Origin of the sequence: Gordonia sp. ABKF26 (assembly GCF_041103195.1) — a bacterium.
Lineage (GTDB): Bacteria > Actinomycetota > Actinomycetes > Mycobacteriales > Mycobacteriaceae > Gordonia > Gordonia terrae.
Window position 1 is genome coordinate 2243446 of sequence record NZ_JBGCVZ010000003.1, and the last position, 25805, is coordinate 2269250.

Sequence of the window (25805 nt, forward strand, 5' to 3'; positions counted from 1 at the left end):
AGGTGCGTCAACCGTCGCGCTCGGTGAGATTCGGCACGGTGCCCTGAGGTCGGCGGCCACCTACGCTCGGAGGAGTCGGGGGTGTTTTGCCCGTTTCTCGAGAGGTTCTGATGAGTACACCTGTCCTGCCTGCTCTGGTCGATGTCGCCTGGTTGCGGGATCGTCTGGATGACCCGTCCGTGGTCATCGTCGACGCGACCACCCATCTCCCGATTCCGAAGGAGGGGCCCTATGTCCCGGAGTCGGGTGCGGAATCCTTTCGTGCAGAACATATCCCGGGTGCAGTCTTCGCCGACCTGCTGACCGACTTCGCCGACGCCGACAGCGCCGAGCCGTGGACGGTCCCGTCGTCCGAGCAATTCGCCTCGGCTGCTTCGGCATTGGGCATCGGCGACGGCGCCACCGTCGTGGTCTACGACCAACTCGAGGGATTCTGGGCCACGCGGTTCTGGTGGCACCTGCGCCTCGAAGGGTTCGACGCCGTGACCGTGCTCGACGGCGGACTGCCTGCCTGGAAGGCTGCCGGTGCCCCGGTCACCGATGCCGAGTCGACCATCACCCCGCGTGCCTTCAGTGGAACGCGTCGCCCCGAACTCCTGCGATCGACCGCCGATGTCGCTGCGGTGCTCGATGATCCGTCGACCCTCCTGGTCAATGTCCTCGACGAGCCGACCTATCGCGGCGAAACCACCACCTACGCTCGGCAGGGGCACATCCCCGGGTCGGTGAACCTGCCCGTGTTCTCGATCCGCGACGCCGAGACCGGCGCCCTCCGGCCCATCGACGAGTTGCGTCGTGAGTTCGAGGCGGCCGGATTGCTGGCCGACGACACCGCGGTGGTGACGTACTGCGGCGGCGGCATCGCAGCCACCGGAATCGCGCACGCGCTCGCGCTCGTCGGTCGCGACGACGTGGCGGTCTACGACGGCTCGATGACCGCGTGGGCGAACGACCCGTCACTCCCGCTGGTCACCGGCTCCGAACCCCGCTGACGACATCTGCTCCCCGAGGCGCGGACGCGGAGGGGCGCCGCACGCGCCTCGGGAGCAGGGGCAGGGGCAGGGTTCAGCCGACGGTGATCGCGTCCAGGCGCTGTCTGATGAAGTCCCCGGACACCACCGGTTCGAGTCCGGCGCGGCGCCCGATGGGCGGGGCAACAGGGGTGACGAGGGCGTCATGGTCGAGTTCGTAGAAGAAGATCAGCGAGACGAGGTCTTCGGCTGGGGCGTCGGGTTGTGGTGGTAGGACGCGGTGCCGACCGGCGGGCCAGCGTCCCGCCGACCAGTATTCGAGAATGTCCCCGATGTTGACGGTCAGGGCATCGGGGTTCCACGGCGCGTCGGCCCAGCCGGAATGCTCACTGTAGACCTGCAATCCACCGGCGCCCGGTTCGCGGTCGAGGATGGTGACGGTGCCGAAATCGGTGTGCGGTCCGATGCGGAACTGGCCTGGCTCGGGATGTCCGACGTCGTGCAGTGGCGGGTAGTGGTTGATGTTGGCGGACCACGTCGGGTTCGACGCGAGATCCCGGAACGGGTTGTCCGGACCGACGAGGCCGAGTGCGGCGGCCATCAAACCGAGCAGGTCGTCGGACAGCTTCCTCATCTGAGACGTCCACGCGGTGAACAACTCCTGGAGTTCGGGTGTCTCCGTCGGCCAGACGTCCGGAGCGAACCAGTAGTCGTCGATCTCGGGTGTGCCCACCGGTGTCTGCGCACCGGCGGTGAACGATTCCTTGAGATCCGGCGGGGTTTCGGTGCCCTCGGAGAAGCCGTTCGCCTCCTTGCCCGGCCCGATCCAGCCGCGGCCGCCGACGCCCGCCGAGTACTCGCTCTTCACGTCGGCGGAGAGGGCGAAGAACTTGCGGGCCGCCGCGCGCAACGCCCGCGGCAGTTCGGGATCGACCTCGTGCCCGGTGACGAGCAGGAACCCGGCCTGCTGCAGTGACTCGTCGACGGCGGCGCAGACGCGTTGTGCGCCGGCCCCGCCGGATCGCCATTCGCGGAGATCGACGGTGAGGACCGGACTGTCGGTCATGCCCGCTGCTCCGACGCGTCCGCGGGTGCGATGCCGATGTCCTCGTTCCACACCGCGGGATTCGCCGCGATGTACGACGACATCATCTCCGTACACCGCTCGTCGTCGAGCACGATGACCTCGACCCCGTGGTCGCGCAACCAGTCCTCGCCGCCGTAGAAGGAGGTGTGCTCGCCGATGACCACCGTGCCGATGCCGAACTGACGGATGAGACCCGAGCAGTACCAGCACGGTGACAGCGTCGTCACCATGATCGTCGAGGCGTAGTCCTGTTGCCGTCCGGCGGCGCGGAACGCGTCCGTCTCACCGTGCGCCGACGGGTCGTCGGCCTGTACGCGCCGATTGTGACCCGCACCGAGCACCGTGCCGTTCGCGGCGAAGAGCGCCGCGCCGATCGGTATTCCGCCCTCCTCGAGGCCGATTCGAGCCTGCTCGTAGGCGACATCGAGCATCCCGGAGAGGTCGAGGTCGGCGCGATCGGGGAGGGAGAGCGTCATGCCATCGAGGGTGCCGCGCGGCGTCAGCTGCCGCAACTGACAGATCGTCGCCCTGCGGCCGATGCGGACTGTGCATAGTGTCTCGGTCCATGACAAGTGGTCGACTCTCGACAAGCAGCACGACGCCGACGCTCCGCGAGGTCCTCGACAGCCACCTCGCGGCCGCCGAACCGCGGATTCTCAGTGGTCACGAGCGCCTCGACGCGCCGGTGTGCTGGGTGCACTCGAGCGAGATCTACGAGATCGGCCCGCTGCTCACCGGTGGCGAGCTCTTGCTGACCACGGGACTCGGTCTGCGCGGACTCGACGCGGGCACCCGCAAGCACTACGTCCAGGACCTCGCACAGCGAGGTGTCGCCGCGGTGGCGATCGAGGTGGGCCGTACGTTCGAGGAGGTGCCCGAGGAGATGGTGCGGGCGGGCTCGGCGGCCCGGCTTCCGATCATCGAATTGCGGGCCGTGGTCCCCTTCATCGATGTGTGTCGCGCGGTCAACACCTCGATCGCCGCGCGTGAGGTCGACGAGCTGCGCGTCCGCTCCGCTCTCGTCGACGCCCTGCACGACGACCTGGCGGCCGGAGCCGGTGTCGCCCCCATGCTCGGCCACATCGCCGAGAGCCTCGATGCCCCGGTCGTTCTCGTGTCCACATCCGGTGCGCTGCTGTCCGCGCACGGGGTCGACGACGACTCGGCGGCGTGGCGGGTCGTCGACCGAGCGGTGGCCGAGGCCGCGGTTCACAGCAGGGGGCGCCCGATGGCCCGCCTGATCGTGGGGGAGTGCGCCGACGCCCGTGAGATCCCGTTCGCCGACAGCCTGCTGCGCGCGGCTGCCGGTCCGGTGGCAGTCGGCCTGACCCGGACCGGGGTGCGGGGCTCGGCGCTGGCGGCGCGGCTCGTCGAAGATCTGGTCGACGGCAGACCGATGCGCCCCGCCGACCTCCGGATCCGCCTGGCCGGTGCGGGGTTGTCCGCGGCGGGGCCCACCCTGGTGGTGCCGCTGGCCGCCGAGGCCCCTGATCCGCGCATGGCCGACGACGCGGTCGCCGGTGCGCAGCTCGATGCGGTGGCGCGCAGCATCGTCGATGCGACGGTCTATGCGCTGGCCGCGGTGCCTGCCGGGCGAGGTGAGGGCACCGTCGACCCGGTCGACCGGGTGGCGTCCACGCTGACCGCGCGGGGCGGCGGGCTCGGACGTACCACGATCGTTGTCGGAAATCCCTGCCGCGTGGACGATCTCGGGCCCGTTGCCGACACTGCGGCCGCCCTGTCCGAGTCGCTGCGGCGATGCGGGCGACAACTGGGACTCGCAGCGTCGACCGCAGCGCGTCTCGGGGTTTCCCGCCGGGTGTTCACCTCCCGCGAGTTGCTCGCCGACGAGGCCGTCCGGGCGCTCGACCCCGCCGTGCGCGCGGAACTCCGGTCGATGGTGGAGCCGCTGGTGACATACGACGGACGCTCGTCGTCGGACCTCGTGCGGACCCTCACGGTCCACTTGTCGAACGGTTGCAGTGCGACGCGGTCGGCCGCGGCGCTCCACATCGGCAGACAGAGCCTCTACCAGCGAATCGAGCGGATTCGGACCCTTCTCGGGTTCGATCCCACCGACCCGGCCGTCTATGCGTCGATGATGCTCGCCCTGCGTTCGCTGACGAGCGAGGGTCACCAGTTGTAGTCGAGGAACTTGCCGTCGAAGGTCACGACCACCCGGTCGCCGTTGGGATCGGACCGTCGCTCGAAGCCGATCTTGAAGTTGATGGCGCTCATGATGCCGTCGCCGAACTCCTCGTGGATGAGCTCCTTGAGCGCGGGTCCGTAGACGTCGATCGCCTCGTGAAAGCGGTAGATGGTGGGATCGCTCGCCGCCGCCTCGTCGGGCGTCCGCGTGGGTTGCTGCCGCAGGCTCTCCGCCACACCTTCGCCGAGTCCGAGCAACTCGACCACGGCGGTCGCCTTCGCGGGCGGGACCGGATGCTTGCCCAGCAGTGCCGCAACGGTCCACACCAGCGGGGCGTCGATCTTGTCGGCAATCGTCGCCCACGTGAGTCCCTGGCGTATCCGTGCGGCGTTGATGAGCTCTGCGGCATCGGTTTTCGGCATGATCGGGGTGGTCATCATCATCTCCGTCGATAGTGTTGGACCGCACCCACATTGCCCATCGACACGCGCGATGCCAAGTCGAGGCAGCGACATCCGGCAGTGTTCACACGAACGACATCTGGCCGGACGGCAAGGCGTGACCGGCACTTCACACGGCGAGGTGACGCGAGTGAGCGCGGTGTAACAGGACGAATCGTCGACGACACCGGACGGACATGTGACCTCGGTTCGATGGGGCCCGACAACTGGAGAGTTCGAGGAGAACCACATGTCCTATGTGAAACCGTCCGAATTCGCGGTGAAGATGGTCGACGCCGGCGAGTCGAAGGCGTTCATGTCCACCCGCGACACGCTGATCAGAGCGTTCATGGCCGGCGCGATCCTGGCTCTGGCCGCGGCCTTCGCGGTGACGGTGACCGTGCGCACCGGTGAGCCGCTGCTCGGGGCGGTGTTGTTCCCGGTCGGCTTCATCCTGCTCTATCTGATGGGATTCGATCTGCTCACCGGCGTGTTCACGCTGGTGCCGCTGGCACTACTGGACAAGCGCCGAGGCGTGACCGTGCGGTCGATGTTGCGCAACTGGGGTCTGGTGTTCGTCGGGAACTTCCTCGGCGCCTTCCTGGTGGCGGTCATGATGGCGGTCATCTTGACCTACGGGTTCAGCGTCGCACCCGATGAAGTGGGCCGGCAGCTCGGCGAGATCGGTCACAGCCGGACCGTCGGATACGCCGAGCACGGGGCGGCCGGCATGCTGACCCTGTTCATCCGCGGGGTGCTGTGCAATTGGATGGTGTCCACCGGCGTGGTCGCCGCCCTGATGTCGACGTCGTTGCCCGGCAAGGTGATCGGTATGTGGATGCCCATCATGCTGTTCTTCTACATGGGCTTCGAGCACTCGATCGTCAACATGTTCCTCTTCCCGTCGGGCCTCATGCTCGGTGGCGACTTCTCGATCGCCGATTACCTCGTCTGGAACGAGATCCCCACGGTGATCGGCAATCTCGTCGGCGGGCTCACCTTCGTCGGGCTGACGCTCTACCTGACGCATGTCCGGACCGCGCCGGATCGTCGGCCGCCCGCCCACGACGCGACGACCGAGGTCGACGTGGCCGCGCCGGTCCGCACGACGACCGCGTAGTTCCGACGCCCGGCCGTATGACGTCGTGCCCGCATTCCGGGCACGACGTCACACTGTTCGGCAGAGTCACACGGCTGTCGCCGAATCCGGTTCGACCGGGTCGCCCTGCAGGGCGCGTGCGTACCAGGCGCCCAGTCCGAGCAGGATGAGTCCGGTCACGATGAACACGATCACTCGGAAGATGCCGTCGAGGGTGGCCAGGTCGAACAGGAACAGCTTGGCCATCGCCGCGGCGACGAGGACCAGACCGCCGGTGACCGCGGCAGTGCGCGCCGCGCCGCCACGTCGTCGGGCATACGCGAGTGCGGCGCCGGCGAGGGCCATCCAGCAGGTGGTCGCCAGCACGTGTCCGGCCAGGTATCCGTCGGGCCCACCGACGAGCACACCGGCGGTCACGCTGATCGCGGTGAGCGCGTAGACGACGACCACCCCCGCCGCGATGTGGGCCGCGCGAGAGACTCTCTCGTCGGTCAGGCGCGCCCAACCCGCGGCCAGGATGAGTGCGCCCACAGCAGCGAACAGGCTCGCGACAACGATCTCCAGGTTCGCGTCGCGTCCGATGAGGTCGGCGTCGGCGAGCACGTACGGCGGCGCTGCGTCGAGGAGGGCGGCGAAACCGATCGCCCAGATGACCGAACTGCCGGCGAGGAGGACACGCGAGGTCGTCGACCACGTCCGGGCGACGAGGCCGGTCACCGTGGCCAGCCCCAGCAGCACGGCGACCGCCACGGTCCCGTCGAAGGTCACGAGCACTGCGACGAACAGCAGGAGAAGCGCGGTGCCGGACCAGATCTGGGCGACGGAGTCGGGCATGACACGAGTGACGGCGCCCGAACCCGTGAGTCCCGAGCCGACCAACACGGTGCCGATGAGGGCCAGGGCGAGGGAGGTCTGCAGGATGACCGCGCCGGGTAGGTGCATCGCCGTGCCGGCGAAGAGTGCCGGGATGGTCGTCGCACTCGCGAGGCCCGCCAGGACCTCCCGGAACTCGGTGGTGGGCATCGCGATGAGCGCGCCGCCGACGCCGAGGACGACGACCACGGTGACCGCGGCGGCGAAGACCGGGTCGGAGCTTCCGGGCGCACTCCACCCGGCAAGGCCGAAGAGCCCGACCAGGGTGAGCGGGATCGTGGGCGCCGCGAGGCGGACAGCATGCAGCCAGATCCAGTCACGGCCGAACTGGACCCACGCCGACGCGGCGCAGAGCACCACCATGAATGCGATCAAGGTGGTGTCGAGTCCACCGGTGAGAACCGGGGCCAGGACGATCAGCGGCACCACGACGAGCAGGCCGAGATGTTCGCTGCGCCAACGGTGGGCCAAGACGAGACCACCCGACGCGACGAGTCCGGCGACGCCGAGTCCGGGCACGATCGGCAGCCACTCGTAGATCTTGGTCGCGGCCAGGACGTCGAGGTACCCGGCCGCGATGCCGGTGGCCGTCAGGGCGATGGCGCCGATCCGACCATCGCTCCGGCCGCGCAGCCACACCCCACCGGCGATGAGTGCCGCCGCGAGGACCGCCCCGCCGGCGACGCGGAACTCCGGGCGGAGGATTCCGGCTTGTGCGGCCAGGACGAGGAGGAGTGCGACGCCGATGAGGGTCACACCGACGCCTGCGGTCGCGAGGATCTTGCCGATCAGTCCGCGTTCGGCGGCGGCGCCGATCCGTTCGGACATCGACGGTCCGGCCGGCCGAGGCGGGAGGACGGGCGGACCGACCGGCGACGCGGGCGGACGATGCGACGGCGCGCCGGTCGGCCGGGGCGGTGGCGGCGCCACGGTGGCGCCCGGGGACGGTGGGGACATCGGGGGAGCGGCCGGCGGCCGGTGGTGGTACGCGAAGGGCGGTGCCGACGGCGGCCAGGGGCGGGACGGAGGTACGAGTGGCGGCCGCACGGCCTGTGGCGGAGTGGGTGCCACCGTCGGCGGGTTCAACCCGGGAGACGGAGTGGCCGTGGCAGTCTGCGGTGCGGTCTCGATATCGCGCGCGGGCTCATCCGGGTGGGCGACGATGCGTCGAAGCTCCGCGAACTCGGCTGACACGGTCGACATCTGACGTGCGATGGCGTCGAACTCGGTCGAGATCCGGGCAAGCGTGGCAGTACCCGGATCGTCGCCGAACATGCTGCTGGGAGTGGTCATGAACCGACGATGACCCACCGCGTTCCGGCATGGATGAGTAGTCCTACCCAGACGACGTGGGGGCTTCGTGTGTCCGGGTGGCGGTCCGGCTGCGAGCGGGTGATTACCGGGCCGCCCGGACGGGTATCGCCGACCCATGACCGATTCGCAGGACACCTCCGACCGTGGACGCGCCGACGTCGAGAAGCGCTGGCAGGACTCCGGGAGCTACCGGTCGGCGGCGCTCTATGTCGTGGCCGTCGTCGTGCTGGGTGCGATCGCCTGTGCGATCTTCCTTTCCGTCGACCGCGGCAACATGATCCTCGCATCGCTCGTTCCCGGCGCGTTCCTCCTCGGTGGCATCGGTGCGCTGATCACCGCGTACCGCACCTACCGCCGAGGCGGTACGTGGCCGATGTGGCAGGGCGCCGCGTGGTTCCTGTTCGCCCTGATGCTCGTCAGCTTGTCGTTTCCCGCGATGGCGGGCTGACCCGACCCGACAGCTACTGTTGGCCCATGCCTGCGCAACGGGTGCGAATCGACAAGACCACACCGCAGGTCTACCGGAAGCTGATCGCGGTGTCGGCCGAGGTCGCGGCGGCCGCCGAATCGATCGGGTTGAGCCGGTCACTCGTCGAGCTGGTCAATCTGCGGTGCTCGCAGATCAACGGCTGCGCCTACTGTATGGATCTCCATGCGCAACTGGGCCGTTCCGCGGGCCTGTCGACGCAGCAGATCGACGTCATCGCCGGGTGGCGCGATGCACCGGACCTCTACGACGACGTCGAACAGGCCGCTCTCGAGATCGCCGAACTGGTCACCGAGCTACCCGCCCACGACGCCGCCGACCTGGCCTACGACCGGGCGACGGACATCCTCGACACCGAGCAGACCGCGGTCCTGATCTGGGCGGCGGTGACCATCAACGCGTTCAACCGGATGTCCATCGTCAGCGGGTACCGGCCCCGGCCCGGGACCTCGCCGCGAAAGGCGGCGGCGCCGTTCACGAAAGACGCGAACGGCTAGCCGTAACCCTGCGGTCACCGCCCTTTCCGCATGAACACCCACCCCGCCGCGGCGAGGGACACCAGGGTGATCGCCGCGCACCAGGCGATTCCGGTCGCGGCCTGCGACGCCAGATCGTGCACCGGTGAGCCGCCGGTACCCACGCCGACGAGCAGCGCCCGAATCGACTCGATGACCGGGGTGACCGGCTGTGCCTCGGCGAATCCGCGCAGCCAGGTCGGCATCGTCTCGGGTGGCACGAATGCACTCGACACATACGGAAGGAAGAGCATGACGAAGCCGAAACCACCTGCCGCTGCGGGAGTTCGGACCGACACCCCGATGAGCGCGGCAAGGCTGGTGATCGCCAGGACATAGGCGAGGACGATTCCGGCCGCACCGAGCCACTCGGCCGGCGATGCCGAGGGCCGGAAACCGATGGCGATCGCGACGAGCAGGACGACCGCGGTGGACACCGAGTTCTTCACCAGGCTGGCCGCGACGTGGCCGAACAACACGGTTGCCCCGACCATGGGCATCGAACGGAAGCGGTCGATGATTCCACCGTTCATGTCGTTCGCCACTGCCAGGGCGGTGTTGGATGCGCCGTATCCCGCGCACAACAGGATGACTCCCGGGGTCGCATAGGTGATGTAGTCGGTCCCCACGGACATCGCGCCGCCGAAAACGTAGACGAACATCAGCATGATGGCGATCGGCAGAACGAGCGCGAGGATCAGCTCGTCAGGATCGCGGCTCACCGTGCGCAACGAACGCCAGAACATCGTGGTCGCGTCGATGCGGAGGTTGCGGAGCAGTGGCACTGCCCCCCGGTGCGGTGCGAGCCGCTGCTGCGGTGCGGACGTCTGGACGCTCATGCCGCGACCTCCACGTCGTTCGCCGGGGCAGCCGTCTGACCGGTTGCGGCCAGGAACACGTCATCCAGTGTGGGGGAGCGCAATTCCCAGGACGCGACGGTGACCGCGGTGCGTTCCGCGGTCTCGAGTATCGCGCGCGTGTGGGGGACCGAGCGGTCGGTGGGAACGCGAACGGTGTTCGCCTGCACCGACGGCCGGAATCCGGCGAGATCGTGGGCGAGCGCCGCTGCCTCGGCCGGGGTCGGCACGACGAACTCGAGTGCTGCCTCGCCGACGCGGCGTTTCAACTCGTCCGGCGTGCCGGCGGTCCCGATCCGGCCGCCGCTGATGAGAGCGACGCGGTCGGCCAGGCGGTCGGCTTCCTCGAGATACTGCGTGGTCAGCAGGACCGCCGTTCCCTGGGCGACCACGTCGTCGATGACCTGCCACAGCATCTGGCGGCTGCGGGGGTCCAGGCCGGTGGTCGGTTCGTCGAGGAAGAGCACCACTGGCCGGTCCAGCAGACCTGCGGCGAGGTCGAGACGGCGGCGCATGCCGCCGGAGTAGGTCGAGACCAGCCGGTCGGCGGCATCGGTGAGATCGAACGCGATCAGCAGTTCGTCGACCCGGGAATCGACGGTCGGCCGCCGATGATGGGCCAGCCGGCCCATCATGGTGAGGTTCTCGCGGCCGGTGAGTTTGTCGTCGACGGCAGCGTATTGGCCGGTGAGACTGATGATCTCGCGAACCCGGCGACGCTGGGTGGCCACGTCGAAGCCACCCACGCGGGCGGTCCCGCCGTCCGGGCGGGTGAGCGTGGACAGGATGCGCACCGTGGTGGTCTTGCCTGCCCCGTTCGGGCCGAGGAGGGCGACGACCTCGCCCGCCGCGACTTCGAGGTCGAGTCCACGGAGAACGGGCACACGGTTGTCCCCGCGGCCCAGGGATTTGGTGAGGCCGACTGCCTCGACGGCGATGGGTGACGAACGATCTCGACCGGGCATGGCCGGACTCCAATCTGTTTATGTCCAAAACTGTTTATGACAGTAACTGCGTACACTAGACGCAGTTATGTGCGACGGCAAGGGTCGCGGCAAGGAGGATCGCGAATGGCAGTCGGTGGGGACGAGACGCTGCGACGGCTGTGGACAGGAGGTAAGGCGGGCACCCGTGGTCCCAAACCGGCTCTCGATCTCGATCAGATCGTCGACGCGGCGATCGGTATCGCGGACAGGGAAGGGCTCGACGCGGTCTCGATGGCACGCGTCGGCGAGGCGCTGGGCTGTTCGGCCATGGCCCTGTATCGCCATGTGTCCGGCAAGGCTCAACTGCTGAGTCTCATGGTGGATGCGGTGGCAGGCCAACTCTCGTTACCGCCGCGCCGGGGGGCGTGGCGCGAGGATCTGGCGGCGTGGACGCGGGCGCAGATCGACGGCATGGTGCAGCGACCCTGGTTCCTTGAACTGCCGCTGACGGTCGCGGTGCCGGGGCCACGTCGAATGCGTTGGATGGAAGCGGGTTTCGAGATCCTGAAGGACTTCGACCTGCCCGGTGAGGACAAACTCGAGATCCTCGGCCTGCTCGCACAGTACGTGCTGTCGGCGACTCGGCTGGAGATCGAGATGCTTCGGGCGACGGGTACCGACGTGGAGTCGGATTTCGAGCAGGTGCTGGCCGGTCTCGCCGATCCCGCCCAGTTCCCGTACCTGTTCGCGGCGATGCAGAGCGCGGGCGGCGAGGCCGACGAGGAGGACTTCGGGTTGCAGCTGATCCTCGACGGCATCGCCTCGCGCGCCACGGGCTCGCGCTGACGCGCGTGCGAGGCGCATCGTGTGACAGTCACCGTCACGCTCCGGTGAGGCATGATGTCACTCATGTCGACTCCGCGGTCCATGTCGACTCCGCGCGCCGGCCGGCTCGCGGTCGGCACCCTGGTACTGCTCACGGTGCTGTACTTCGCGCAGGGTCTGCCCTACGGGTTCTTCAGTCAGGCGATACCCGTCATCCTTCGTGAGGAGGGTTACTCGCTGACCCAGATCAGCCTCTACGGATTGCTGTTCGCGCCGTGGGGTCTGAAGTTTCTCTGGGCGCCCTACGTCGACGCCTACGGCACCCGACGCAGATGGCTGCTCACGCTGCAGTTGTCGTCGGCGGTCGTCGCGCTCGTCCTCGCGTGTCTCGACCTGTCCGGGACCCTGGTCTGGCTGCTGGTGGGAATCGCCGTCATCAACCTGCTCTCGGCGACGCAGGACATCGCGACCGACGGTCTCGCCGTGTCGATGCTCGAGCCGCGGCAGCGTGGTCTGGGCAACGGAATCCAGGTGGGCGCCTATCGGATCGGCATGATCGCCGGCGGCGGCGGACTTCTCTGGTTGTTCTCCCTCGCCGGGTGGCGTGCTCTCTTCGTCGTGATGTCGGTGCTGCTGTTCGCGGTCACCGTCGGGGTGTGGTTCCTCGCCCGTGACCCCGGGCCGCGCCGGGGTGATGCGACGCCCGGGCAGCCGAGGTCGGTGTCACCTGCCTTGCTGCTGACGGGGTGGGCGTCGCGGCTCCGACGCCCCGGCGTGATCGGCTTCATCCTCGTCGTCGGCGCCTTCAAGTTCGGCAACTCGATGGCATCGGCTCTGGTCGGCCCGTTCATGTCCGACATCGGGCTCACCCTGGGGCAGATCGCGCTTGTCGAAGGTGCGCTGTCGTCGGCCGGGGCACTCGGCGGGGCGGCGCTGGGCGGGTGGCTCGCCTACACCTACGGTCGGCGGCACGCGCTGCTCGTCGGCGGAGTCACCCAGACGCTCAGTCTCGGCCTGTATCTGGTGGCGTCGATGGGGGTCGGCGGCTTCTGGCTCGTGGTCACGGCCAGTCTCGCCGAACACATCCTGGGCGGGGCGGCGACGGTCGCGGTGTTCACGCTGATGATGGACGCCTGCCAAAAGGGGTATGAGGGCAGCGATTACACGTTGTTCGCCTGCGCGGTGGTCGGAGTGCAGGGCGCGGCCGGATTCGCCGCGGGCATCGTGGGCGATCTCTTCGGGTTCCCAGCGATCTTCGCGACCGGGCTGGTCCTGTCCGGACTCGGGTGCCTCATCATGATCCGTGCCCTCGATCGTGGTCTCATGACACGCCTCGGAACCTCGATCCCATAGCGACAGTGCGTCCACGGCGCGGATTGCCGCTACGAGGTCCGGGTGGGTAGCAGGGTGGCCATCGCCTCGTCGACGACGCGGTCGAGGTCGTCGCCCAGGCTGCCGGCCAAGAACTGCTGCACCAGCTCGGCCATGGCGCCGGTGAAGACGGCGGCTCGTACCCGGCTGGTGAGCCGATCGGTGTCCAGGGCGTCGGCCTCGGCGAACGCCATGTCGCGCAGCATCGCCTGGGTCTCGGCGCGCCGTTGGGCGAGAACAGGATTGGTCACCCCCGCGGTGAACAACACGCGACCGCGGCGGGGGTCGGAGGATGCGTGCCCGAGGACCGCGCGGATACCCGCCCGAGTGCGTGACCGGACCGCGGGCTCTGCGTCGGCCATCGCCGCCATGACCACCGCGCCGAGCTCTGCGGCGGTGGCGTCGTAGACGGCTCCGAGCAGCTCATCGGTGTCGGCGAAGCTCTCGTAGAAGTATCGGGTGTTGAAGCCGCAGTGCCGGCACACGGAGCGGACCGACAGCTCGGACTCGACGCCGACGCCCCCGAAGATGTCGAAGGCGGCCGCGATCAGGTCGGATCTGCGCTCTGCGCGGCGGTCCGCGAGCGGTACGCCCGCCCAGCGGGTCGGTGATGACATCGTCTCACCATAGTCGGCGGTGACCCGGCCGTACCGGATCTGGTCACACCCGTAGCCAAAGGACTAGTCTGGACACGACGGTGACCGATGGTCGGCCCGAGCGGAAGGTCTGTAGATGACTGTGTCCCTGGCTCCCCTCCGGCTGCCGTCCACCGACCGGGTCCCCGTCCGGCTCCCGCACGAGTTCGTCGGGTCCTGGCTCAACGGCAAGTTCGACGCCCACGTCCGTGCGAAGTTCTTCCGCGGAATGGACTTCGAGAATCCCGCCGGAGACCCCGGTTGGTTCGGGCCGGACAGCGCGACCTGGTACGTCCACTCGCACACCCCGGCACTCATCTTCGGTCTCCAGTGCGCGTCGTACCTCGAACGTCTGGACCCGAGCATCTTCTGGATGGGCGTCCACCATTCGCGGCTGGTCCGGCGACGCAAGGACGGTACCCCGACCCTGTCCATCGATCCCGACGGTGCCATGACCAGGCTCGGGCACTCGCTGGCATTCTTCATGGGAACCGCATACGGGTCCACCGAGTCCGCCGAACGATTGGCACGAACGGTTCGCGCGATGCACCACACCATCAAGGGCGTCCGCCCCGACGGTGCGGCCTACGACGCCGACGACCCGTCCTGGTTGCGGTGGAACTACGCGACGGTGGTCTGGGGCATCGCGACCGCACACGAGATCTACCACCCGCAGCCGCTGCGCGGAGGCGAGCTCGACGCCTACTACCGGGAATTCGTTCGGGTCGGCCATGCGCTCGGTGGTACCGATCTGCCGACGACCAAGGCCGACACTCTCACCTGTCTCGAGGAGTATCTGCCGAAACTGGCTCTGACGCACGGCAATGCGATGGCGACCGGGCTGAATGTGCGCAACCCGGCCCAGGGTGCCGTGGACTGGGCGATCCGTGACACGATGCCGCGCTGGGCGAAACAGCTGATCATGTATCGGGCGCCCAATCCGATCGAGCGGCGTGCCCGCCGGAGTGCGGTGTGGAGCATCATCAACTCGGCGCATCTCACGATGGGGGAGGCGCCGGAGTTCGCGGCCGCGCGCCGCCGCGTGGCGCGGGGGACCACTGTGCCGCACACTCTTCCGCGATATGAGCTCGGATCCGACCCCGAGCGTACCCGCGCCGACGTCGAGGCCTCATTCGCCCACTAGCGCCTGTGGGTCCTTGTGTCAAACTGGGCCTCTCTGAATCGTCAATGAGGCCAACGGGATTCAGCGGAACTCGGCTGCGGTGACGCTTCCGGAAGCAGAAACATCGAATTCATCTCACGTCACGCCGGTGTAACAAAGTCAAAATACGTTTACCCCCCATACGCCAGATCGCAAGCTTTGTTGCGGCGCGTATCTCATCGGGGGTCAAGCGGTGACAGCCGCGTGTTCGTCGTGCCCCCACCTGAGTGGACCAGTGACGTAGTGAGAAAGGCTCCGCCGATGCCGTCTGTTCCGTTGCCGTCCGGCTCCCTGCCGGCCGACACCCCGCCGCCCACCACCACCCGGTCACGCCGGCGGCGGTACGGCATTCTCGTCCCCGCGGCCCTCTCCGCGGTGGCACTGGTCATCAGTGCCTGCGGCAGCTCGGCCAGCGAGGAATCGGCGTCGAATGCGCAATCGTGCGTCGACACCTCCGGCGACACCATCAAGGTCGGGTCGCTGAACTCGCTGTCGGGAACGATGGCGATCTCCGAGGTCACCGTTCGTGACTCGATCAAGCTCGCCGTCGATCAGATCAACGACAACGGCGGTGTCCTGGGCAAGCAGGTGCAGCTCATCGGCGAGGACGGCGCCTCCGAGCCGACGATCTTCGCCGAGAAGGCCGAGAAGCTGATCTCCAGCGACTGCGTCGCAGCAGTGTTCGGCGGCTGGACCTCGTCGAGCCGCAAGGCCATGCTGCCCGTCTTCGAGGACAACAACTCCCTGCTCTACTACCCGGTGCAGTACGAGGGGCTCGAGTCGTCGCCGAACATCTTCTACACCGGCGCGACGACGAATCAGCAGATCGTGCCGGCGCTCGAGTACCTGAAAGAGGAGGGCGTGAAGTCGCTCTACCTGGTCGGTAGCGACTACGTGTTCCCGCAGACCGCCAACCGGGTCATCAAGGCGTACGCCGAGGCCAACGGTATCGAGATCAAGGGCGAGGACTACACCCCGCTCGGTTCGACGGACTTCTCGACCATCGTCAACAAGGTCCGCACCGCCGACGCCGACGCCGTGTTCAACACTCTCAACGGCGATTCCAACGTGGCGTTCTTCCGTGAGTACAAGAACGTCGGGCTCACCCCGCAGGCCATGCCCGTCGTCTCGGTGTCGATCGCCGAGGAGGAGGTGGGCGGCATCGGTGTGGACAACATCGAGGGCCAGCTGGTCGCGTGGGACTACTACCAGACCGTCGACAACCCGGCGAACGTGTCGTTCGTCCGTGATTACAAGGCCGCCTACGGCGCGAACAAGCCGACCTCCGACCCGATGGAAGCCGCCTACGTCTCGGTGTATCTGTGGAAGAACTCCGTCGAGAAGGCCCAGTCCTTTGCCGTCGCGGATGTCCAGAAAGCCGCCGGCGGCGTCACTTTCGACGCTCCCGAGGGTCTTGTCACGATCGACGGCGAGAACAACCACATCACCAAGACCGCTCGGATCGGTGAGATCCGCGGCGACGGACTGATCTACACGGTGTGGGACTCGGGTCAGCCGATCGAACCGGACCCCTACCTGAAGTCGTACCCGTGGGCCGAGGGCCTGAGCAACTGACACCGTCGACGACCCGTCCCGCGTCCACCTGACGCGGGACGGGTCGCGCACGGTCCCTCCTAACGAACGCGGCACCCGCCGCCGACGAACGGATAGACACGTGGAAACCGTTATCGGACAGCTCTTCACCGGGCTCAGCCTCGGTTCGATTCTGCTCCTCGCAGCTCTCGGCCTGTCCCTGACCTTCGGGCAGATGGGCGTCATCAACATGGCCCACGGGTCGTTCATCATGGCCGGGTCCTACACCGCGTACACGGTGCAGGAGTACTTGATCTCCGATGCCGGGGTGTCCCTGCTCGTCTCGCTCGTCATCGGGTTTCTCGTCGGTGGTCTGATGGGGGTCCTGCTCGAGGTCACGCTGATCAAGCGGATGTACGACCGGCCGCTGGACACACTTCTCGTGACGTTCGGCGTGGGACTCATCCTCCAGCAGCTGGCCCGGGACATCTTCGGCGCACCGGCGGTCGACGTGGTGGCGCCGTCGTGGTTGTCCGGTGGCGTCGACATCCTCGGTGCGGTCGTCCCCAAGACCCGCCTGTTCATCATGTTGCTGGCCATCGTGGCCGTGACCGCGATCGCGGTCACCATGAAGTACACGCCGATGGGACGGCGGATTCGCGCGGTCGTCCAGCATCGAGATCTCGCCGAGACGAGCGGTATCTCCAGCCGCCGTACCGACATCACGACGTTCTTCATCGGCTCGGGGCTCGCCGGCGTCGCCGGTGTGGCACTGACCCTGATCGGCTCCACCAGTTCGAACACCGGGATGACCTATCTGATCGACGCGTTCCTGGTGGTCGTCATCGGCGGCCTGGGCCAGATCAAGGGCGCGGTCATCGCGGCCATCGCCCTCGGCGTCCTGAACTCGTTCATCGAATACAACACGACGGCGTCGGTGGCGAAGGTCGCCGTGTTCGTCATCATCGTGATCTTCCTGCAGATCCGGCCGCAGGGGTTGTTCACGGTCCAGTCGAGGAGTCTTGTGTGAAGGACTATTTCAGCGCTTCGTGGAAGGTCTGGGCGGGGTTCGGATTCGCGGCGATCCTGCTCTTCGCGGTCGCGCCCGCCGTCTTGTCGGACTTCCGCCTCAATCTGCTCGGCAAGTTCCTGTGCTTCGGCATCGTCGCGGTCGGTATCGGCCTGGCCTGGGGGCGTGGCGGCATGCTCACCCTCGGGCAGGGCGTGTACTTCGGTCTCGGTGCGTACATCATGGCGATGCACCTGAAGATCTCCGACGCCGAACTGCGCGGCGACGACGTGCCCGATTTCATGCAGATCGCCGGGATCAGCGACCTGCCCGGGTACTGGAAGCCGTTCGCCTCACCGGTGGTGACGATCCTGGGCATCCTGCTGGTGCCCACGTTCCTCGCGATCCTGCTGGGTCTGGGTGTCTTCAAACGGCGGGTCAAGGGCGCCTACTTCGCTATTCTGTCGCAGGCGCTCGCCGCGGCCTTCGCGATCCTGCTCATCGGTCAGCAGACCACCGGTGGCAGCAACGGCCTCAACCGCTTTCGCAGCTTCTTCGGCCTGGCCCTGAACGACCCGGTGAACCGGCAGCTGTTGTTCTTCATCACCGCGGCCATCCTGCTCGCCGTCGTCGCCATCACGCGACAGCTGATGTACAGCCGGTACGGCGAACTGCTGGTCGCCGTCCGCGACCAGGAGGAGCGGGTTCGATTCCTCGGTTACGACCCGGCCAACACCAAGGTCGTCGCCTACGCGGTCGCGGCGCTGTTCGCGAGCATCGCGGGCGCCATGTTCGTTCCCATCGTCGGCATCATCTCACCCGCGGACGTCGGGATCGTGCCCTCGATCGCCTTCCTGATCGGCGTCGCGATCGGCGGGCGCACAACGCTTCTCGGCCCGGTGCTCGGCGCCATCGCGGTGGCCTGGGCGCAGACCAGTCTGTCGGAGAACTTCCCGTCCGGGTGGACCTACGCCCAGGGCATCCTGTTCATCGTGGTCGTGGGCTTCTTCCCGGCCGGTCTGGCCGGACTCGGGGCATTGATCAAGTGGCGGCGGCGGAGAGCCCCGGACTCGTCGCCGACCGGCGACATCGATGAACACACCGTCAGCAAGGTAGGAGCGTCGTCATGACCGAAGCGGAATCGACGGTCGTCGAGCACCTGCCCGTCGCCGGTGGCAACGCCGGGATGGACAGCGACTACCTCCAGGTGCGCGGTCTCAGTGTGGAGTTCGACGGCTTCAAGGCGGTCTCCGACGTCGATCTCACCCTGCTCCAGGGTGATCTGCGGTTCCTGATCGGGCCGAACGGGGCCGGCAAGACCACGATCATCGACGCGATCACCGGACTGGTGAAGCCGACCGGGTCGATCCAGAAGTCCGGGGTCGAACTCGTCGGCAAGAAAGTGCACCAGATCGCGCGTCTCGGTGTGGGCCGAACGTTCCAGACCGCCAGCGTCTTCGAGGAACTCAGCGTGCTGCAGAACCTCGACATCGCCGCGGGCGCGGGGCGGTCGGTGTGGACGATGCTCCGGCGACGGCCGGCTCAGATCCCGGACTCGATCGCAGAGGCGCTCGAGACCATCGGCCTGCAGCATCTGGCCGAGACGCCGGCCGGGGTGCTCGCCCACGGGCAGAAGCAGTGGCTCGAGATCGGGATGCTGCTGGTACAGAACGCCTCCGTGCTGCTGCTGGACGAGCCGGTGGCGGGCATGAGTCACGAGGAGCGGGAGGAGACCGGGAACCTGTTGCGTCGCATCGGGGGTGAACGCACGGTGGTGGTCGTCGAACACGACATGGACTTCATGCGGTCCTTCGCGACCTCGGTCACGGTGCTCGCCCGCGGCCGGGTGCTCGCCGAGGGCACGGTCGCCGAGGTCCAGGCCAATCCGAAGGTCCAGGAGGTGTACCTCGGAACCGCCGCGGGCGGTGAGGAACTCGAGGAGATCGCCGCCGAGACCGACACCGCCGGACTCTCCACGCCATCGACCCAGGACAGGGGCTGAATCATGCTGAAACTCTCCGGGGTCCATGCGGGCTACGGGCGCACCGAGGTGATCCACGGGGTCGACATCGAGGTACCCACCGACGGCGTCGTCGCGGTGATGGGACACAACGGAGCGGGGAAGACCACTCTGTTGCGCGCAGCTGTCGGGCTCGTCAAGACCACCAAGGGCACGATCACGTTCGACGGTGTCGACATCACCCGGGCGCGACCCAGCGCCCGGGTGGGGCACGGCATCGCGTATGTGCCGCAGGGGCAGCAGAGTTTCGGTCACCTCACGACTGCGGAGAATCTGCAGGTCGTGGCGGACGGTCGTAAACGTGGCAAGGAGCTGGTTGCCGAGATGCTGGACATGTTCCCGGCACTCAAGGAATTGCTGGGACGACGCGCCGGCCTGCTGTCCGGGGGCCAGCGTCAACAGCTGGCGATCGCTCGCGCTCTCATCACCGAACCGCGGATGCTGATCCTCGACGAGCCGACCGAGGGCATTCAGCCCTCGGTCGTCGCCGAGATCGAGCAGACCATCACCACGCTCACGGAGCGCGGCGGACTGGGAGTGCTCCTCGTCGAGCAGCACATCGGTTTCGCCCTCGAGGCGGCGCAGCGGTACTACGTGCTGGAGAGCGGGCGTGTGACGTCGTCGGGTGACGGCGGTTCGACTGCGGAAACCGCTGTGCGCGAAGCGATGACGATCTAGTTCGAGGAGGTTGCGGGGTGCCTCAGCCGGGCGCTTGTCGGCTGAGGTGCTCCCATGCCCGATAGTTCTCCGCACGCGCCCGGTCCATCTCCAGCACGTGATCGTACGACTGGCTCCCGAGGATCAGCCGTCGAGGCGGGTCGGGGAGCGCCACGAGTTGCAGGATGACCGGCGCGGCGGTGGCCGGTGACGGCCCGGCGTCGTCACCCCAGGACTCCTCCATCCCGGTGCGCAGATCCTGATACTGCGACATCGGCTCGGTGGTGGTCGTCCCGGTGGTGAACAACCCGGTGTCGTAGCCGCCCATCTGCACGATGGTGACCTTGACGCCGAACTGCTCGACCTCCATCGCCAGCGCCTCGCTGACCGAGTCGAGCGCCGCCTTGCCGGCTCCGTAATAGCCGACGGTGGCCATCCCACCGCCGGAGCCCATCGACGTGACCTGCAGCAGGCGTCCGCCGCCGCGGGCGCGCAGGTGGGGTAGCACCGCCTGCGCGACCCAGACGGCTCCGAAGAAGTTCAGGTCGAGATGCGCCCGGATCTGCGCTTCGGAGGCTTCCTCGACCATCCCGTAGAGCATTCCGCCTGCATTGTTGACGACGATGTCCAGATGGCCGAAAGCGCCAACCGCCTTCTCGACACCGTCGAACACGGCCTGCCGGTCCGTGACGTCCAGCGACAGCGGGCGCAGGTGCTGGGGGTATCGCTCGACCAGCGGCGCCAGCGGATCCACGTCGCGGGCGACGGCAACGACACGATCGCCGGCGGCGAGGGCCGTCTCGGCGAACGCTCGCCCGAGTCCGCGGGACGCACCGGTGATGAACCAGACCCGTGGGGTTGACATGGTCGCCTCCTCAAGTAAACGGAACGTTCCGTCTCGAAAGTAAGTTAGACGTCCCGGTGTCGGGTGTCAAGACGGACCGTCTCGTTTCGTGTACTAGCCTGGCGACATGAGGAACGACGCCGGACCGGACCACTCACGTCGAAAGGAGCGGTCTCGACAGGCGATTCTCGAGGCGACCCGGGCCCTCGTCGTCGAGGAGCCGTACGACAAGGTCACCGTCGAGGCGATCGCTGCCCGTGCCGGCGTCGGCAAGCAGACGATCTATCGGCGGTGGCCGTCGAAGAGTGCGGTCGTCTTCGCGGCCGTGCTGGCCCTGAGCGAGGATGCCGACGGGCAGTCGGTCGTCCTGCCGGACACCGGGGATCTCGAGGCCGACCTGAAGCAGGTCGTGCGAGCCACGGTCGCGGAGTTCGGCGATCCGTCCTTCGACCGGCTGATCCGGGCGGTCAACACCGAGATCGCGAACGACGCCGACCTCGCGACGGAGTACCGGGAGAAGCTGTCGCGACCGCTGGACGATGCCAAGAAGGCTCGACTCCGTGTTGCCGAGCGCGACGGTCAGCTGCCGCCCGGAACCGACCTCGACCTGTTCCTCGAGATGCTCTACGCCCCACTGTTCCAACGGTGGTTACACCGCAGCGGACCGCTGACCCCGGCGTATGCCGACGCATTGGTCGAGGCGACGCTCCGGGCGTTCGGTACCGGATGAGGCGTTCGCTGCCGAATGACCGGCGCCCGCGCGCAGAGGTCAGTCGAGCCGGACCCCGACTTCCGGGGTGAGGTCATGCGGCGCGTGGAGGGGGAGATCGTCGCCGCTCCAGAATCGCCCGGGGTCGAACCAGTTGGAATCCTTCGACGTGTCGAGGATGCCCATCTCGCGGTAGGTGATCGCCACCACCTCGGCGCAGTAGGCGGCTTCGAGTCCGGCGCCGTCGGTGGTGCGGTTGCGGCGCTGCTGCCGCTCATCGCGTCGTTGACGGACCTTGCGGTCGAGGTAGGGGATGCCCCGGACGAGATCGATCGAGTTGGGCACCCGGCCGCGAAACCACCGTCCGGCCAGGCGTGCGGTCGTCGGGAACGGTGTCCCGTCGAGTTCGGCGATCACCTTGAGCAGAGCGTTCTCCTGATCGAGGGTGACCTCCGGGGTGAGCTGACGGAACCAGCACGCCTGCTTGTAGCGGATCATCCACTGCTCGACGGCTTCTCGCGCATCGTGCAGCTGAACGCCGCGATGGTTCGATCCGGTCCACACATCGGTCAGGCGATCGCCGAGCTCGGCGTGCCAGAGCAGTGGGGGCAGATCATCGATGCACACCGCCATCGCCACGTGGTTCACCGGCGCATTGGTCAGCGTGCGGATGGCCCGGTCGGGTCCGGAATGACCACGGAAGAGCCAGATGTCGCCGGTGCGGGTGGCGTCGAGTGCGTCGGTCAACGAGATGCCGGCGTCGGCGCGGTCTCGGCCGAAGAGAATTCTGCTGGTGGGCACGAATGAAGGCTAATGCGTCCCCGGGCCGAGCGACCTATCCTGCCCGCATGAGGAACCTCTGGAAATGGCTGGGATTGGCGGGCGCGGTCGGGGTGGCCACCGGCGGGGTGATGGTCGCGCGGGATCAACGGCAACGGAAGTCCTATTCGGCCGATGACGTTCGTGCCCGACTGCATCAGCGGCTCGACGAGACCGAGAACGCGGGTGGCGAAGCCGCGGATTTGTGAGGAGACTGGGCTGAGTTGGCCGGCGGCCCGTCAGGGCGCCGGAGGAAGGGAACATCATGAGCGACAACAGCGGCTTCGGCGGCTCATTCAACTTCGGCCCCGAGGACTTCGACCGGTTCGCACGGGAGGCCGGGGACGGATTGCGTGACGTGTTCGGCAAGCTCTTCGAGGGGCAGGCCGGGCCGGCGGCCTTCTCGATGTTCTTCGACGAGGCCGCCCGCGGGCGCACGCGCACCAAGCCGCGCGAAGAGACCACCGGTGAGGCCGGCTCCGGTGTCTGGGCGGTCTTCGTCGTCGAGGACGACGGCGGTGCCCGGGTCGAGCAGGTCTACGCCACCGAACTCGACGCACTGCGCGCCAACAAGAGCAACACCGATCCCCGCCGCAACGTGCGATTCCTGCCGTATGGCATCGCGGTGAGCGCGCTGGACACGACTGTCGGGGACAGCGGGGACGACGCCGCACCCACGCCGTAGGCAGCGTCAGAACCGTAGGCGGCGTCAGACGCAACGAGGCCGGCGAGTCCTGGATGGACCCGCCGGCCTCGTCGTGTCAACGACTGCACGGCCTCACGGCGCGTGCTGCGCCGGTGCGTGCGTCAGAGGTTGGCGCCGCACGTCGGCCAGGCTCCGGCGCCCTGCGAAGCGAGCACGTTCTCCGCGACGCGGATCTGCTCCTCACGGGAGGCGTCTGCCGGGTTGCCGGTTCCGCCATTGGCCTGCCAGGTGCTCATCGAGAACTGGAGGCCGCCGTAGTATCCGTTGCCGGTGTTGGTGGCCCAGTTGCCGCCGCTCTCGCACTGAGCGACCGCGTCCCAGTTGCCGCCTGCCGCATGTGCGGTGGACGCCAGCATCCCGAAGGGGGCGGCGGTCAGTGCACCGACGATCGCGGCGCGGGCGACGAGCTTGGTCATGTGGGTCTTGGTCATACGCATGGTCTTCGTTCCTCCTCACTGCCCCGGGGTTGGCAGGACAGTTGATCTCGGACCGTGGGCGACCATACGGGTTCGGTAACGGCTGGGTCACGTCGACGCCGTGACCTGCGGGGTTCGGATAACGTCCGGATAACGCTGTTAGCTTTCCGGCGAATTCCCAGCGCATCCCGCAATTCCGCGGGGGTTCTCGAGCATGCGTGTTCGGCCGCGTTCGATGACGAAGGTCACAGGGAGAAAGTGGGACCCGTCACGTTCGAGTCGGCGTCAGGCGGGGCTCAGCGTGGTAGGACCGCGATCCGCCCGCCGCGAGACGGGGCATAGGCCACCCCGCGCGAGAACCAGCGTTCGGACCGTTCGGCGGTCGGTAGCAGCTCGTGGTCCTCCAGCAACGTCCGCAGCGTCACGTCCATCTCCATGGTGGCGAACGCCGCCCCGATGCACCGCCGGGTCCCGCCGCCGAACGGCAGCCACGCCGACGAGGGCTTGGTGCCCAGGAAGCGGGTGGGGTCGAAGCGCTCGGGCCGGGCGAATTCGCGGCTGTCGTCGTGGAGGAGGGCGATCGAGACGAGCACGTTGTATCCCTTCGGGATCCGCCACTCGCCGAGATCGAGATGATCGGCGACCACATGCCGGCCGGCGAAGTCGATGACGGGTCGGCTTCGCTGGACCTCCAGGATCGTGGCGTGGCGGTAGTCGTGTCCGCCGGCGTCCACTTCGGCCACGAGCCGGCGCAACACCTCGGGGTGGCGCCGCAGTCGCTCGAGCGCCCACGCGAGGGTCGTGGCCGTGGTCTCGTGTCCGGCGGCGAGCATGGTGAGCAGTTCCTCGGCGATCTCGTCGTCGCTCATCGGGCTGCCGTCGTCGTAGGTGCTGCGGAGCATGATCGCGAGGATGTCGGTGCGTTCGTCCAGGCGGGAATCGTTGCGCGCCTTGGTGATCAGGCCGCCCACGTAGTGGCGGTATTCGACATTGCGGCGCGCGTACCGGTGATTGGGGTCGACCGGCCGGAGGAGACGGGGGAGCGGGGGCATCGTCGCGGCGCGCGACCCGACGGTCACCATCGGGGGGATCATGTCGCGGAGCCGGTCGAGATCGTTCCCCTCAGCGCCGAAGACGGCGCGGAGGATCACGTTCAGGGTGATGCGCATCATCGGTTCGATGCAGGCGAACTCGACCCCGTGGCGCCAGTCAGCGGTTTCGGCGCGGACCTCGTCGACCACGATCTGCTCGTAGGACCGAATCGGCTTGCCGTGCAACGGCGGGGTGAGCAGCTTGCGTCGGGCGCGGTGTCGGGCGCCCTCCAGTGCGAACATCGATCCGGTGCCCAGGATGCGGCCGAGGTTGGGCTGGACGTTCTCGACCTTGTCGCCCGACGTGAACAACTCGCGCGCCATCGCGGCGTCGGAGATGACGACTGTCGGACCGAAGACGGGCAGGTTCACGGTGAAGGCCGATCCGTGCCGGTCGTGGAGATACCGGAAGAAGTGTCGCCGCGAGACGACCGCACCGAGGCCCTGGACGGCGGACGGGATCGACGTGGTGGGCGGGAGTACCGCCTCGCCGCTTCGGGTCGGTGTGTTCACGGGCGTCGGGTCCTCTCGCCGCAGTCAGCTGGTACGTCCACGTACCAGCCGACGGTACGCTCACGTACCGGCCGGGGCAAGGGCCTATGCTCGAGGACGTGACTGCTGGATCGGGCCCGCTTGCCCCGCCCGCGACGCCGGGCCCGCTCGCTCCGCTCCCGGCGCCCTGGCTGAGCTCGCCGGCCGGCGCGTCGACCCGGGACCGATTGCTCGCCGCGATGCTCGAGTGCATCGCCGATGCGGGGTACCGCGACACCACGGTCGCCGACATCGTGCGGGTCGCGCGGACCTCGAGGCGGTCGTTCTACCAGGAGTTCGCCGACAAGCAGGCATGCTTCTTCGCACTGCTGACGGTGACCAACACGTTCATGATCGCCGAGATCGCGCGACGCGTCGATGCGGAGGCACCCATCGACGAGCAAGTGCGACAAGCGGTGTCGTCATACGTCGCAGCGAGTGATCGGTATCCGGGTCTCACGTTGAGCTGGATTCGCGAATTGCCCGCGCTCGGCAGCGCCGCCCAGTCGGTCAAGGACGAGGCGATGGAAGCGTGGATCGAACTCTTCGTCGGCCTCACCTCGACCCCGGCGATGGCCGCGGCGGGGGTGGTGCCGATGGACCGTCAGCGCGCGATCTTCCTGTGGGGTGGCTTCCGGGAGCTGACCGCCGGAGCCGTCGAATCCGGGACTCCGCTGGCGTCGATCATCGAGTCGGCGACCGCGGCGGCCCTCGCGCTGGTGGTGCCGCGGTCGGAGTGACGAGACCCTTCGTGACGGC

At 67.9% G+C, this 25805-nt stretch carries 28 protein-coding genes; 17 read left to right on the forward strand and 11 right to left on the reverse strand.

Annotated elements, in window-relative coordinates:
• The first annotated feature begins 110 nt into the window (after nucleotides 1-110).
• Entirely contained in the window at nucleotides 111-992 is an 882-nt protein-coding gene (locus tag AB4Z55_RS10450; protein WP_354562244.1) for a sulfurtransferase, read from the forward strand.
• 73 nt (nucleotides 993-1065) lie between these two features.
• Here the strand turns inward: AB4Z55_RS10450 and AB4Z55_RS10455 are convergent, their stop codons facing one another.
• A complete protein-coding gene (locus tag AB4Z55_RS10455) occupies nucleotides 1066-2037 on the reverse strand; it encodes an isopenicillin N synthase family dioxygenase (protein ID WP_369519681.1) in 972 nt (323 codons plus the stop codon).
• Nucleotides 2034-2534: a nucleoside deaminase gene (locus AB4Z55_RS10460; protein ID WP_369519682.1), complete on the reverse strand. Its 501-nt coding sequence runs from the start codon at nucleotides 2532-2534 to the stop codon at nucleotides 2034-2036. Before AB4Z55_RS10460 ends, AB4Z55_RS10455 begins: the two co-directional genes overlap by 4 nt.
• Nucleotides 2535-2623: 89 nt before the next feature.
• Between AB4Z55_RS10460 and AB4Z55_RS10465 the strand changes: the two genes are divergently transcribed.
• Nucleotides 2624-4204 carry a PucR family transcriptional regulator ligand-binding domain-containing protein gene (locus tag AB4Z55_RS10465; RefSeq protein ID WP_369519683.1) on the forward strand — a complete coding sequence of 527 codons (1581 nt, stop codon included), beginning with the start codon at nucleotides 2624-2626 and terminating at the stop codon, nucleotides 4202-4204.
• On the opposite strand, the gene cynS is transcribed toward AB4Z55_RS10465, so the two are convergent.
• Nucleotides 4192-4644 (reverse strand): cyanase, encoded by a 453-nt coding sequence (gene cynS / locus AB4Z55_RS10470; protein ID WP_354562239.1) that lies wholly within the window; start codon nucleotides 4642-4644, stop codon nucleotides 4192-4194. The genes AB4Z55_RS10465 and cynS overlap by 13 nt on opposite strands.
• 253 nt (nucleotides 4645-4897) lie before the next feature.
• Between cynS and AB4Z55_RS10475 the strand changes: the two genes are divergently transcribed.
• Complete coding sequence (locus AB4Z55_RS10475) at nucleotides 4898-5767, forward strand: formate/nitrite transporter family protein (RefSeq protein ID WP_369519684.1); 870 nt, start codon at nucleotides 4898-4900, stop codon at nucleotides 5765-5767.
• Nucleotides 5768-5833: 66 nt separating this feature from the next.
• Here AB4Z55_RS10475 and AB4Z55_RS10480 read toward each other — a convergent pair whose 3' ends face one another.
• A complete protein-coding gene (locus AB4Z55_RS10480) occupies nucleotides 5834-7912 on the reverse strand; it encodes a DUF2339 domain-containing protein (RefSeq protein ID WP_369519685.1) in 2079 nt (692 codons plus the stop codon).
• Nucleotides 7913-8048: 136 nt separating this feature from the next.
• Here AB4Z55_RS10480 and AB4Z55_RS10485 point away from each other — a divergent pair, with 136 nt between their 5' ends.
• Nucleotides 8049-8381 (forward strand): hypothetical protein, encoded by a 333-nt coding sequence (locus AB4Z55_RS10485; RefSeq protein WP_101821078.1) that lies wholly within the window; start codon nucleotides 8049-8051, stop codon nucleotides 8379-8381.
• A 26-nt stretch (nucleotides 8382-8407) separates the two neighbouring features.
• Nucleotides 8408-8917 (forward strand): carboxymuconolactone decarboxylase family protein, encoded by a 510-nt coding sequence (locus tag AB4Z55_RS10490; RefSeq protein WP_354562235.1) that lies wholly within the window; start codon nucleotides 8408-8410, stop codon nucleotides 8915-8917.
• A gap of 14 nt (nucleotides 8918-8931) precedes the next feature.
• Here the strand turns inward: AB4Z55_RS10490 and AB4Z55_RS10495 are convergent, their stop codons facing one another.
• Together AB4Z55_RS10495 and AB4Z55_RS10500 are read right to left on the reverse strand one after the other, a co-directional pair.
• Complete coding sequence (locus tag AB4Z55_RS10495) at nucleotides 8932-9774, reverse strand: ABC transporter permease (RefSeq protein WP_354562233.1); 843 nt, start codon at nucleotides 9772-9774, stop codon at nucleotides 8932-8934.
• Complete coding sequence (locus AB4Z55_RS10500; protein WP_354562232.1) at nucleotides 9771-10757, reverse strand: ATP-binding cassette domain-containing protein; 987 nt, start codon at nucleotides 10755-10757, stop codon at nucleotides 9771-9773. Before AB4Z55_RS10500 ends, AB4Z55_RS10495 begins: the two co-directional genes overlap by 4 nt.
• A 105-nt stretch (nucleotides 10758-10862) precedes the next feature.
• Here AB4Z55_RS10500 and AB4Z55_RS10505 point away from each other — a divergent pair, with 105 nt between their 5' ends.
• Both AB4Z55_RS10505 and AB4Z55_RS10510 read left to right on the forward strand, forming a co-directional pair.
• Complete coding sequence (locus AB4Z55_RS10505; protein WP_354562230.1) at nucleotides 10863-11564, forward strand: TetR/AcrR family transcriptional regulator; 702 nt, start codon at nucleotides 10863-10865, stop codon at nucleotides 11562-11564.
• Between the two features lie 81 nt (nucleotides 11565-11645).
• Nucleotides 11646-12896: an MFS transporter gene (locus AB4Z55_RS10510; RefSeq protein ID WP_354562325.1), complete on the forward strand. Its 1251-nt coding sequence runs from the start codon at nucleotides 11646-11648 to the stop codon at nucleotides 12894-12896.
• Nucleotides 12897-12925: 29 nt separating this feature from the next.
• Here the strand turns inward: AB4Z55_RS10510 and AB4Z55_RS10515 are convergent, their stop codons facing one another.
• The gene (locus AB4Z55_RS10515; RefSeq protein WP_004022538.1) at nucleotides 12926-13531 is read right to left on the reverse strand and encodes a TetR/AcrR family transcriptional regulator; all 606 of its coding nucleotides are present in this window, start codon (nucleotides 13529-13531) and stop codon (nucleotides 12926-12928) included.
• Between the two features lie 115 nt (nucleotides 13532-13646).
• Between AB4Z55_RS10515 and AB4Z55_RS10520 the strand changes: the two genes are divergently transcribed.
• The 6 genes from AB4Z55_RS10520 to urtE all read left to right on the forward strand — a co-directional run bounded on the left by AB4Z55_RS10520 (nucleotide 13647) and on the right by urtE (nucleotide 19951).
• Nucleotides 13647-14693: an oxygenase MpaB family protein gene (locus AB4Z55_RS10520; protein ID WP_369519686.1), complete on the forward strand. Its 1047-nt coding sequence runs from the start codon at nucleotides 13647-13649 to the stop codon at nucleotides 14691-14693.
• A gap of 279 nt (nucleotides 14694-14972) precedes the next feature.
• On the forward strand, nucleotides 14973-16286 hold the full coding sequence (urtA, locus tag AB4Z55_RS10525; RefSeq protein ID WP_369519687.1) for an urea ABC transporter substrate-binding protein: 1314 nt from the start codon (nucleotides 14973-14975) through the stop codon (nucleotides 16284-16286).
• Nucleotides 16287-16386: 100 nt separating this feature from the next.
• Nucleotides 16387-17274, forward strand: a complete 888-nt coding sequence (urtB, locus tag AB4Z55_RS10530; protein WP_004022535.1) for an urea ABC transporter permease subunit UrtB — start codon at nucleotides 16387-16389, stop codon at nucleotides 17272-17274.
• Nucleotides 17271-18383: an urea ABC transporter permease subunit UrtC gene (gene urtC / locus AB4Z55_RS10535; RefSeq protein WP_004022534.1), complete on the forward strand. Its 1113-nt coding sequence runs from the start codon at nucleotides 17271-17273 to the stop codon at nucleotides 18381-18383. The genes urtB and urtC overlap by 4 nt, the downstream gene beginning before the upstream one ends.
• Complete coding sequence (gene urtD / locus AB4Z55_RS10540) at nucleotides 18380-19255, forward strand: urea ABC transporter ATP-binding protein UrtD (RefSeq protein ID WP_101821069.1); 876 nt, start codon at nucleotides 18380-18382, stop codon at nucleotides 19253-19255. Before urtC ends, urtD begins: the two co-directional genes overlap by 4 nt.
• 3 nt (nucleotides 19256-19258) lie before the next feature.
• Complete coding sequence (gene urtE, locus AB4Z55_RS10545; RefSeq protein WP_369519688.1) at nucleotides 19259-19951, forward strand: urea ABC transporter ATP-binding subunit UrtE; 693 nt, start codon at nucleotides 19259-19261, stop codon at nucleotides 19949-19951.
• Between the two features lie 22 nt (nucleotides 19952-19973).
• Here the strand turns inward: urtE and AB4Z55_RS10550 are convergent, their stop codons facing one another.
• Entirely contained in the window at nucleotides 19974-20795 is an 822-nt protein-coding gene (locus AB4Z55_RS10550) for an SDR family NAD(P)-dependent oxidoreductase (protein WP_369519689.1), read from the reverse strand.
• Between the two features lie 106 nt (nucleotides 20796-20901).
• Between AB4Z55_RS10550 and AB4Z55_RS10555 the strand changes: the two genes are divergently transcribed.
• Nucleotides 20902-21504: a TetR/AcrR family transcriptional regulator gene (locus AB4Z55_RS10555; RefSeq protein WP_369519690.1), complete on the forward strand. Its 603-nt coding sequence runs from the start codon at nucleotides 20902-20904 to the stop codon at nucleotides 21502-21504.
• A 39-nt stretch (nucleotides 21505-21543) separates the two neighbouring features.
• Here the strand turns inward: AB4Z55_RS10555 and AB4Z55_RS10560 are convergent, their stop codons facing one another.
• Complete coding sequence (locus AB4Z55_RS10560; protein WP_248643125.1) at nucleotides 21544-22284, reverse strand: guanylate cyclase; 741 nt, start codon at nucleotides 22282-22284, stop codon at nucleotides 21544-21546.
• Nucleotides 22285-22331: 47 nt separating this feature from the next.
• On the opposite strand from AB4Z55_RS10560, the gene AB4Z55_RS10565 reads away from it, so the two are divergent.
• Entirely contained in the window at nucleotides 22332-22511 is a 180-nt protein-coding gene (locus AB4Z55_RS10565) for a hypothetical protein (RefSeq protein ID WP_033205713.1), read from the forward strand.
• A 56-nt stretch (nucleotides 22512-22567) separates the two neighbouring features.
• Nucleotides 22568-22987 carry a hypothetical protein gene (locus AB4Z55_RS10570; RefSeq protein WP_101821064.1) on the forward strand — a complete coding sequence of 140 codons (420 nt, stop codon included), beginning with the start codon at nucleotides 22568-22570 and terminating at the stop codon, nucleotides 22985-22987.
• A gap of 122 nt (nucleotides 22988-23109) precedes the next feature.
• Here the strand turns inward: AB4Z55_RS10570 and AB4Z55_RS10575 are convergent, their stop codons facing one another.
• Nucleotides 23110-23445, reverse strand: coding sequence for a transglycosylase family protein (locus tag AB4Z55_RS10575; protein WP_004022526.1), 336 nt, complete (start codon nucleotides 23443-23445; stop codon nucleotides 23110-23112).
• A 275-nt stretch (nucleotides 23446-23720) separates the two neighbouring features.
• Complete coding sequence (locus AB4Z55_RS10580) at nucleotides 23721-25028, reverse strand: cytochrome P450 (RefSeq protein ID WP_369519691.1); 1308 nt, start codon at nucleotides 25026-25028, stop codon at nucleotides 23721-23723.
• A 98-nt stretch (nucleotides 25029-25126) separates the two neighbouring features.
• Between AB4Z55_RS10580 and AB4Z55_RS10585 the strand changes: the two genes are divergently transcribed.
• Entirely contained in the window at nucleotides 25127-25786 is a 660-nt protein-coding gene (locus AB4Z55_RS10585; protein WP_101821158.1) for a TetR/AcrR family transcriptional regulator, read from the forward strand.
• Nucleotides 25787-25805: the final 19 nt, after the last annotated feature.

Coding starts and splice junctions, on each gene's coding strand:
- AB4Z55_RS10450 (WP_354562244.1), top strand. CDS start 111: ATGAGTACACCTGTCCTGCCTGCTCTGGTCGATGTCGCCTGGTTGCGG.
- urtD (WP_101821069.1), top strand. CDS start 18,380: ATGACCGAAGCGGAATCGACGGTCGTCGAGCACCTGCCCGTCGCCGGT.
- AB4Z55_RS10465 (WP_369519683.1), top strand. CDS start 2,624: ATGACAAGTGGTCGACTCTCGACAAGCAGCACGACGCCGACGCTCCGC.
- AB4Z55_RS10575 (WP_004022526.1), bottom strand. CDS start 23,445: ATGCGTATGACCAAGACCCACATGACCAAGCTCGTCGCCCGCGCCGCG.
- AB4Z55_RS10550 (WP_369519689.1), bottom strand. CDS start 20,795: ATGTCAACCCCACGGGTCTGGTTCATCACCGGTGCGTCCCGCGGACTC.
- AB4Z55_RS10455 (WP_369519681.1), bottom strand. CDS start 2,037: ATGACCGACAGTCCGGTCCTCACCGTCGATCTCCGCGAATGGCGATCC.
- AB4Z55_RS10570 (WP_101821064.1), top strand. CDS start 22,568: ATGAGCGACAACAGCGGCTTCGGCGGCTCATTCAACTTCGGCCCCGAG.
- AB4Z55_RS10565 (WP_033205713.1), top strand. CDS start 22,332: ATGAGGAACCTCTGGAAATGGCTGGGATTGGCGGGCGCGGTCGGGGTG.
- AB4Z55_RS10505 (WP_354562230.1), top strand. CDS start 10,863: ATGGCAGTCGGTGGGGACGAGACGCTGCGACGGCTGTGGACAGGAGGT.
- AB4Z55_RS10490 (WP_354562235.1), top strand. CDS start 8,408: ATGCCTGCGCAACGGGTGCGAATCGACAAGACCACACCGCAGGTCTAC.
- AB4Z55_RS10520 (WP_369519686.1), top strand. CDS start 13,647: ATGACTGTGTCCCTGGCTCCCCTCCGGCTGCCGTCCACCGACCGGGTC.
- AB4Z55_RS10510 (WP_354562325.1), top strand. CDS start 11,646: ATGTCGACTCCGCGCGCCGGCCGGCTCGCGGTCGGCACCCTGGTACTG.
- urtE (WP_369519688.1), top strand. CDS start 19,259: ATGCTGAAACTCTCCGGGGTCCATGCGGGCTACGGGCGCACCGAGGTG.
- AB4Z55_RS10460 (WP_369519682.1), bottom strand. CDS start 2,534: ATGACGCTCTCCCTCCCCGATCGCGCCGACCTCGACCTCTCCGGGATG.
- urtA (WP_369519687.1), top strand. CDS start 14,973: ATGCCGTCTGTTCCGTTGCCGTCCGGCTCCCTGCCGGCCGACACCCCG.
- AB4Z55_RS10515 (WP_004022538.1), bottom strand. CDS start 13,531: ATGTCATCACCGACCCGCTGGGCGGGCGTACCGCTCGCGGACCGCCGC.
- AB4Z55_RS10485 (WP_101821078.1), top strand. CDS start 8,049: ATGACCGATTCGCAGGACACCTCCGACCGTGGACGCGCCGACGTCGAG.
- AB4Z55_RS10495 (WP_354562233.1), bottom strand. CDS start 9,774: ATGAGCGTCCAGACGTCCGCACCGCAGCAGCGGCTCGCACCGCACCGG.
- cynS (WP_354562239.1), bottom strand. CDS start 4,644: ATGACCACCCCGATCATGCCGAAAACCGATGCCGCAGAGCTCATCAAC.
- AB4Z55_RS10500 (WP_354562232.1), bottom strand. CDS start 10,757: ATGCCCGGTCGAGATCGTTCGTCACCCATCGCCGTCGAGGCAGTCGGC.
- AB4Z55_RS10555 (WP_369519690.1), top strand. CDS start 20,902: ATGAGGAACGACGCCGGACCGGACCACTCACGTCGAAAGGAGCGGTCT.
- AB4Z55_RS10480 (WP_369519685.1), bottom strand. CDS start 7,912: ATGACCACTCCCAGCAGCATGTTCGGCGACGATCCGGGTACTGCCACG.
- AB4Z55_RS10475 (WP_369519684.1), top strand. CDS start 4,898: ATGTCCTATGTGAAACCGTCCGAATTCGCGGTGAAGATGGTCGACGCC.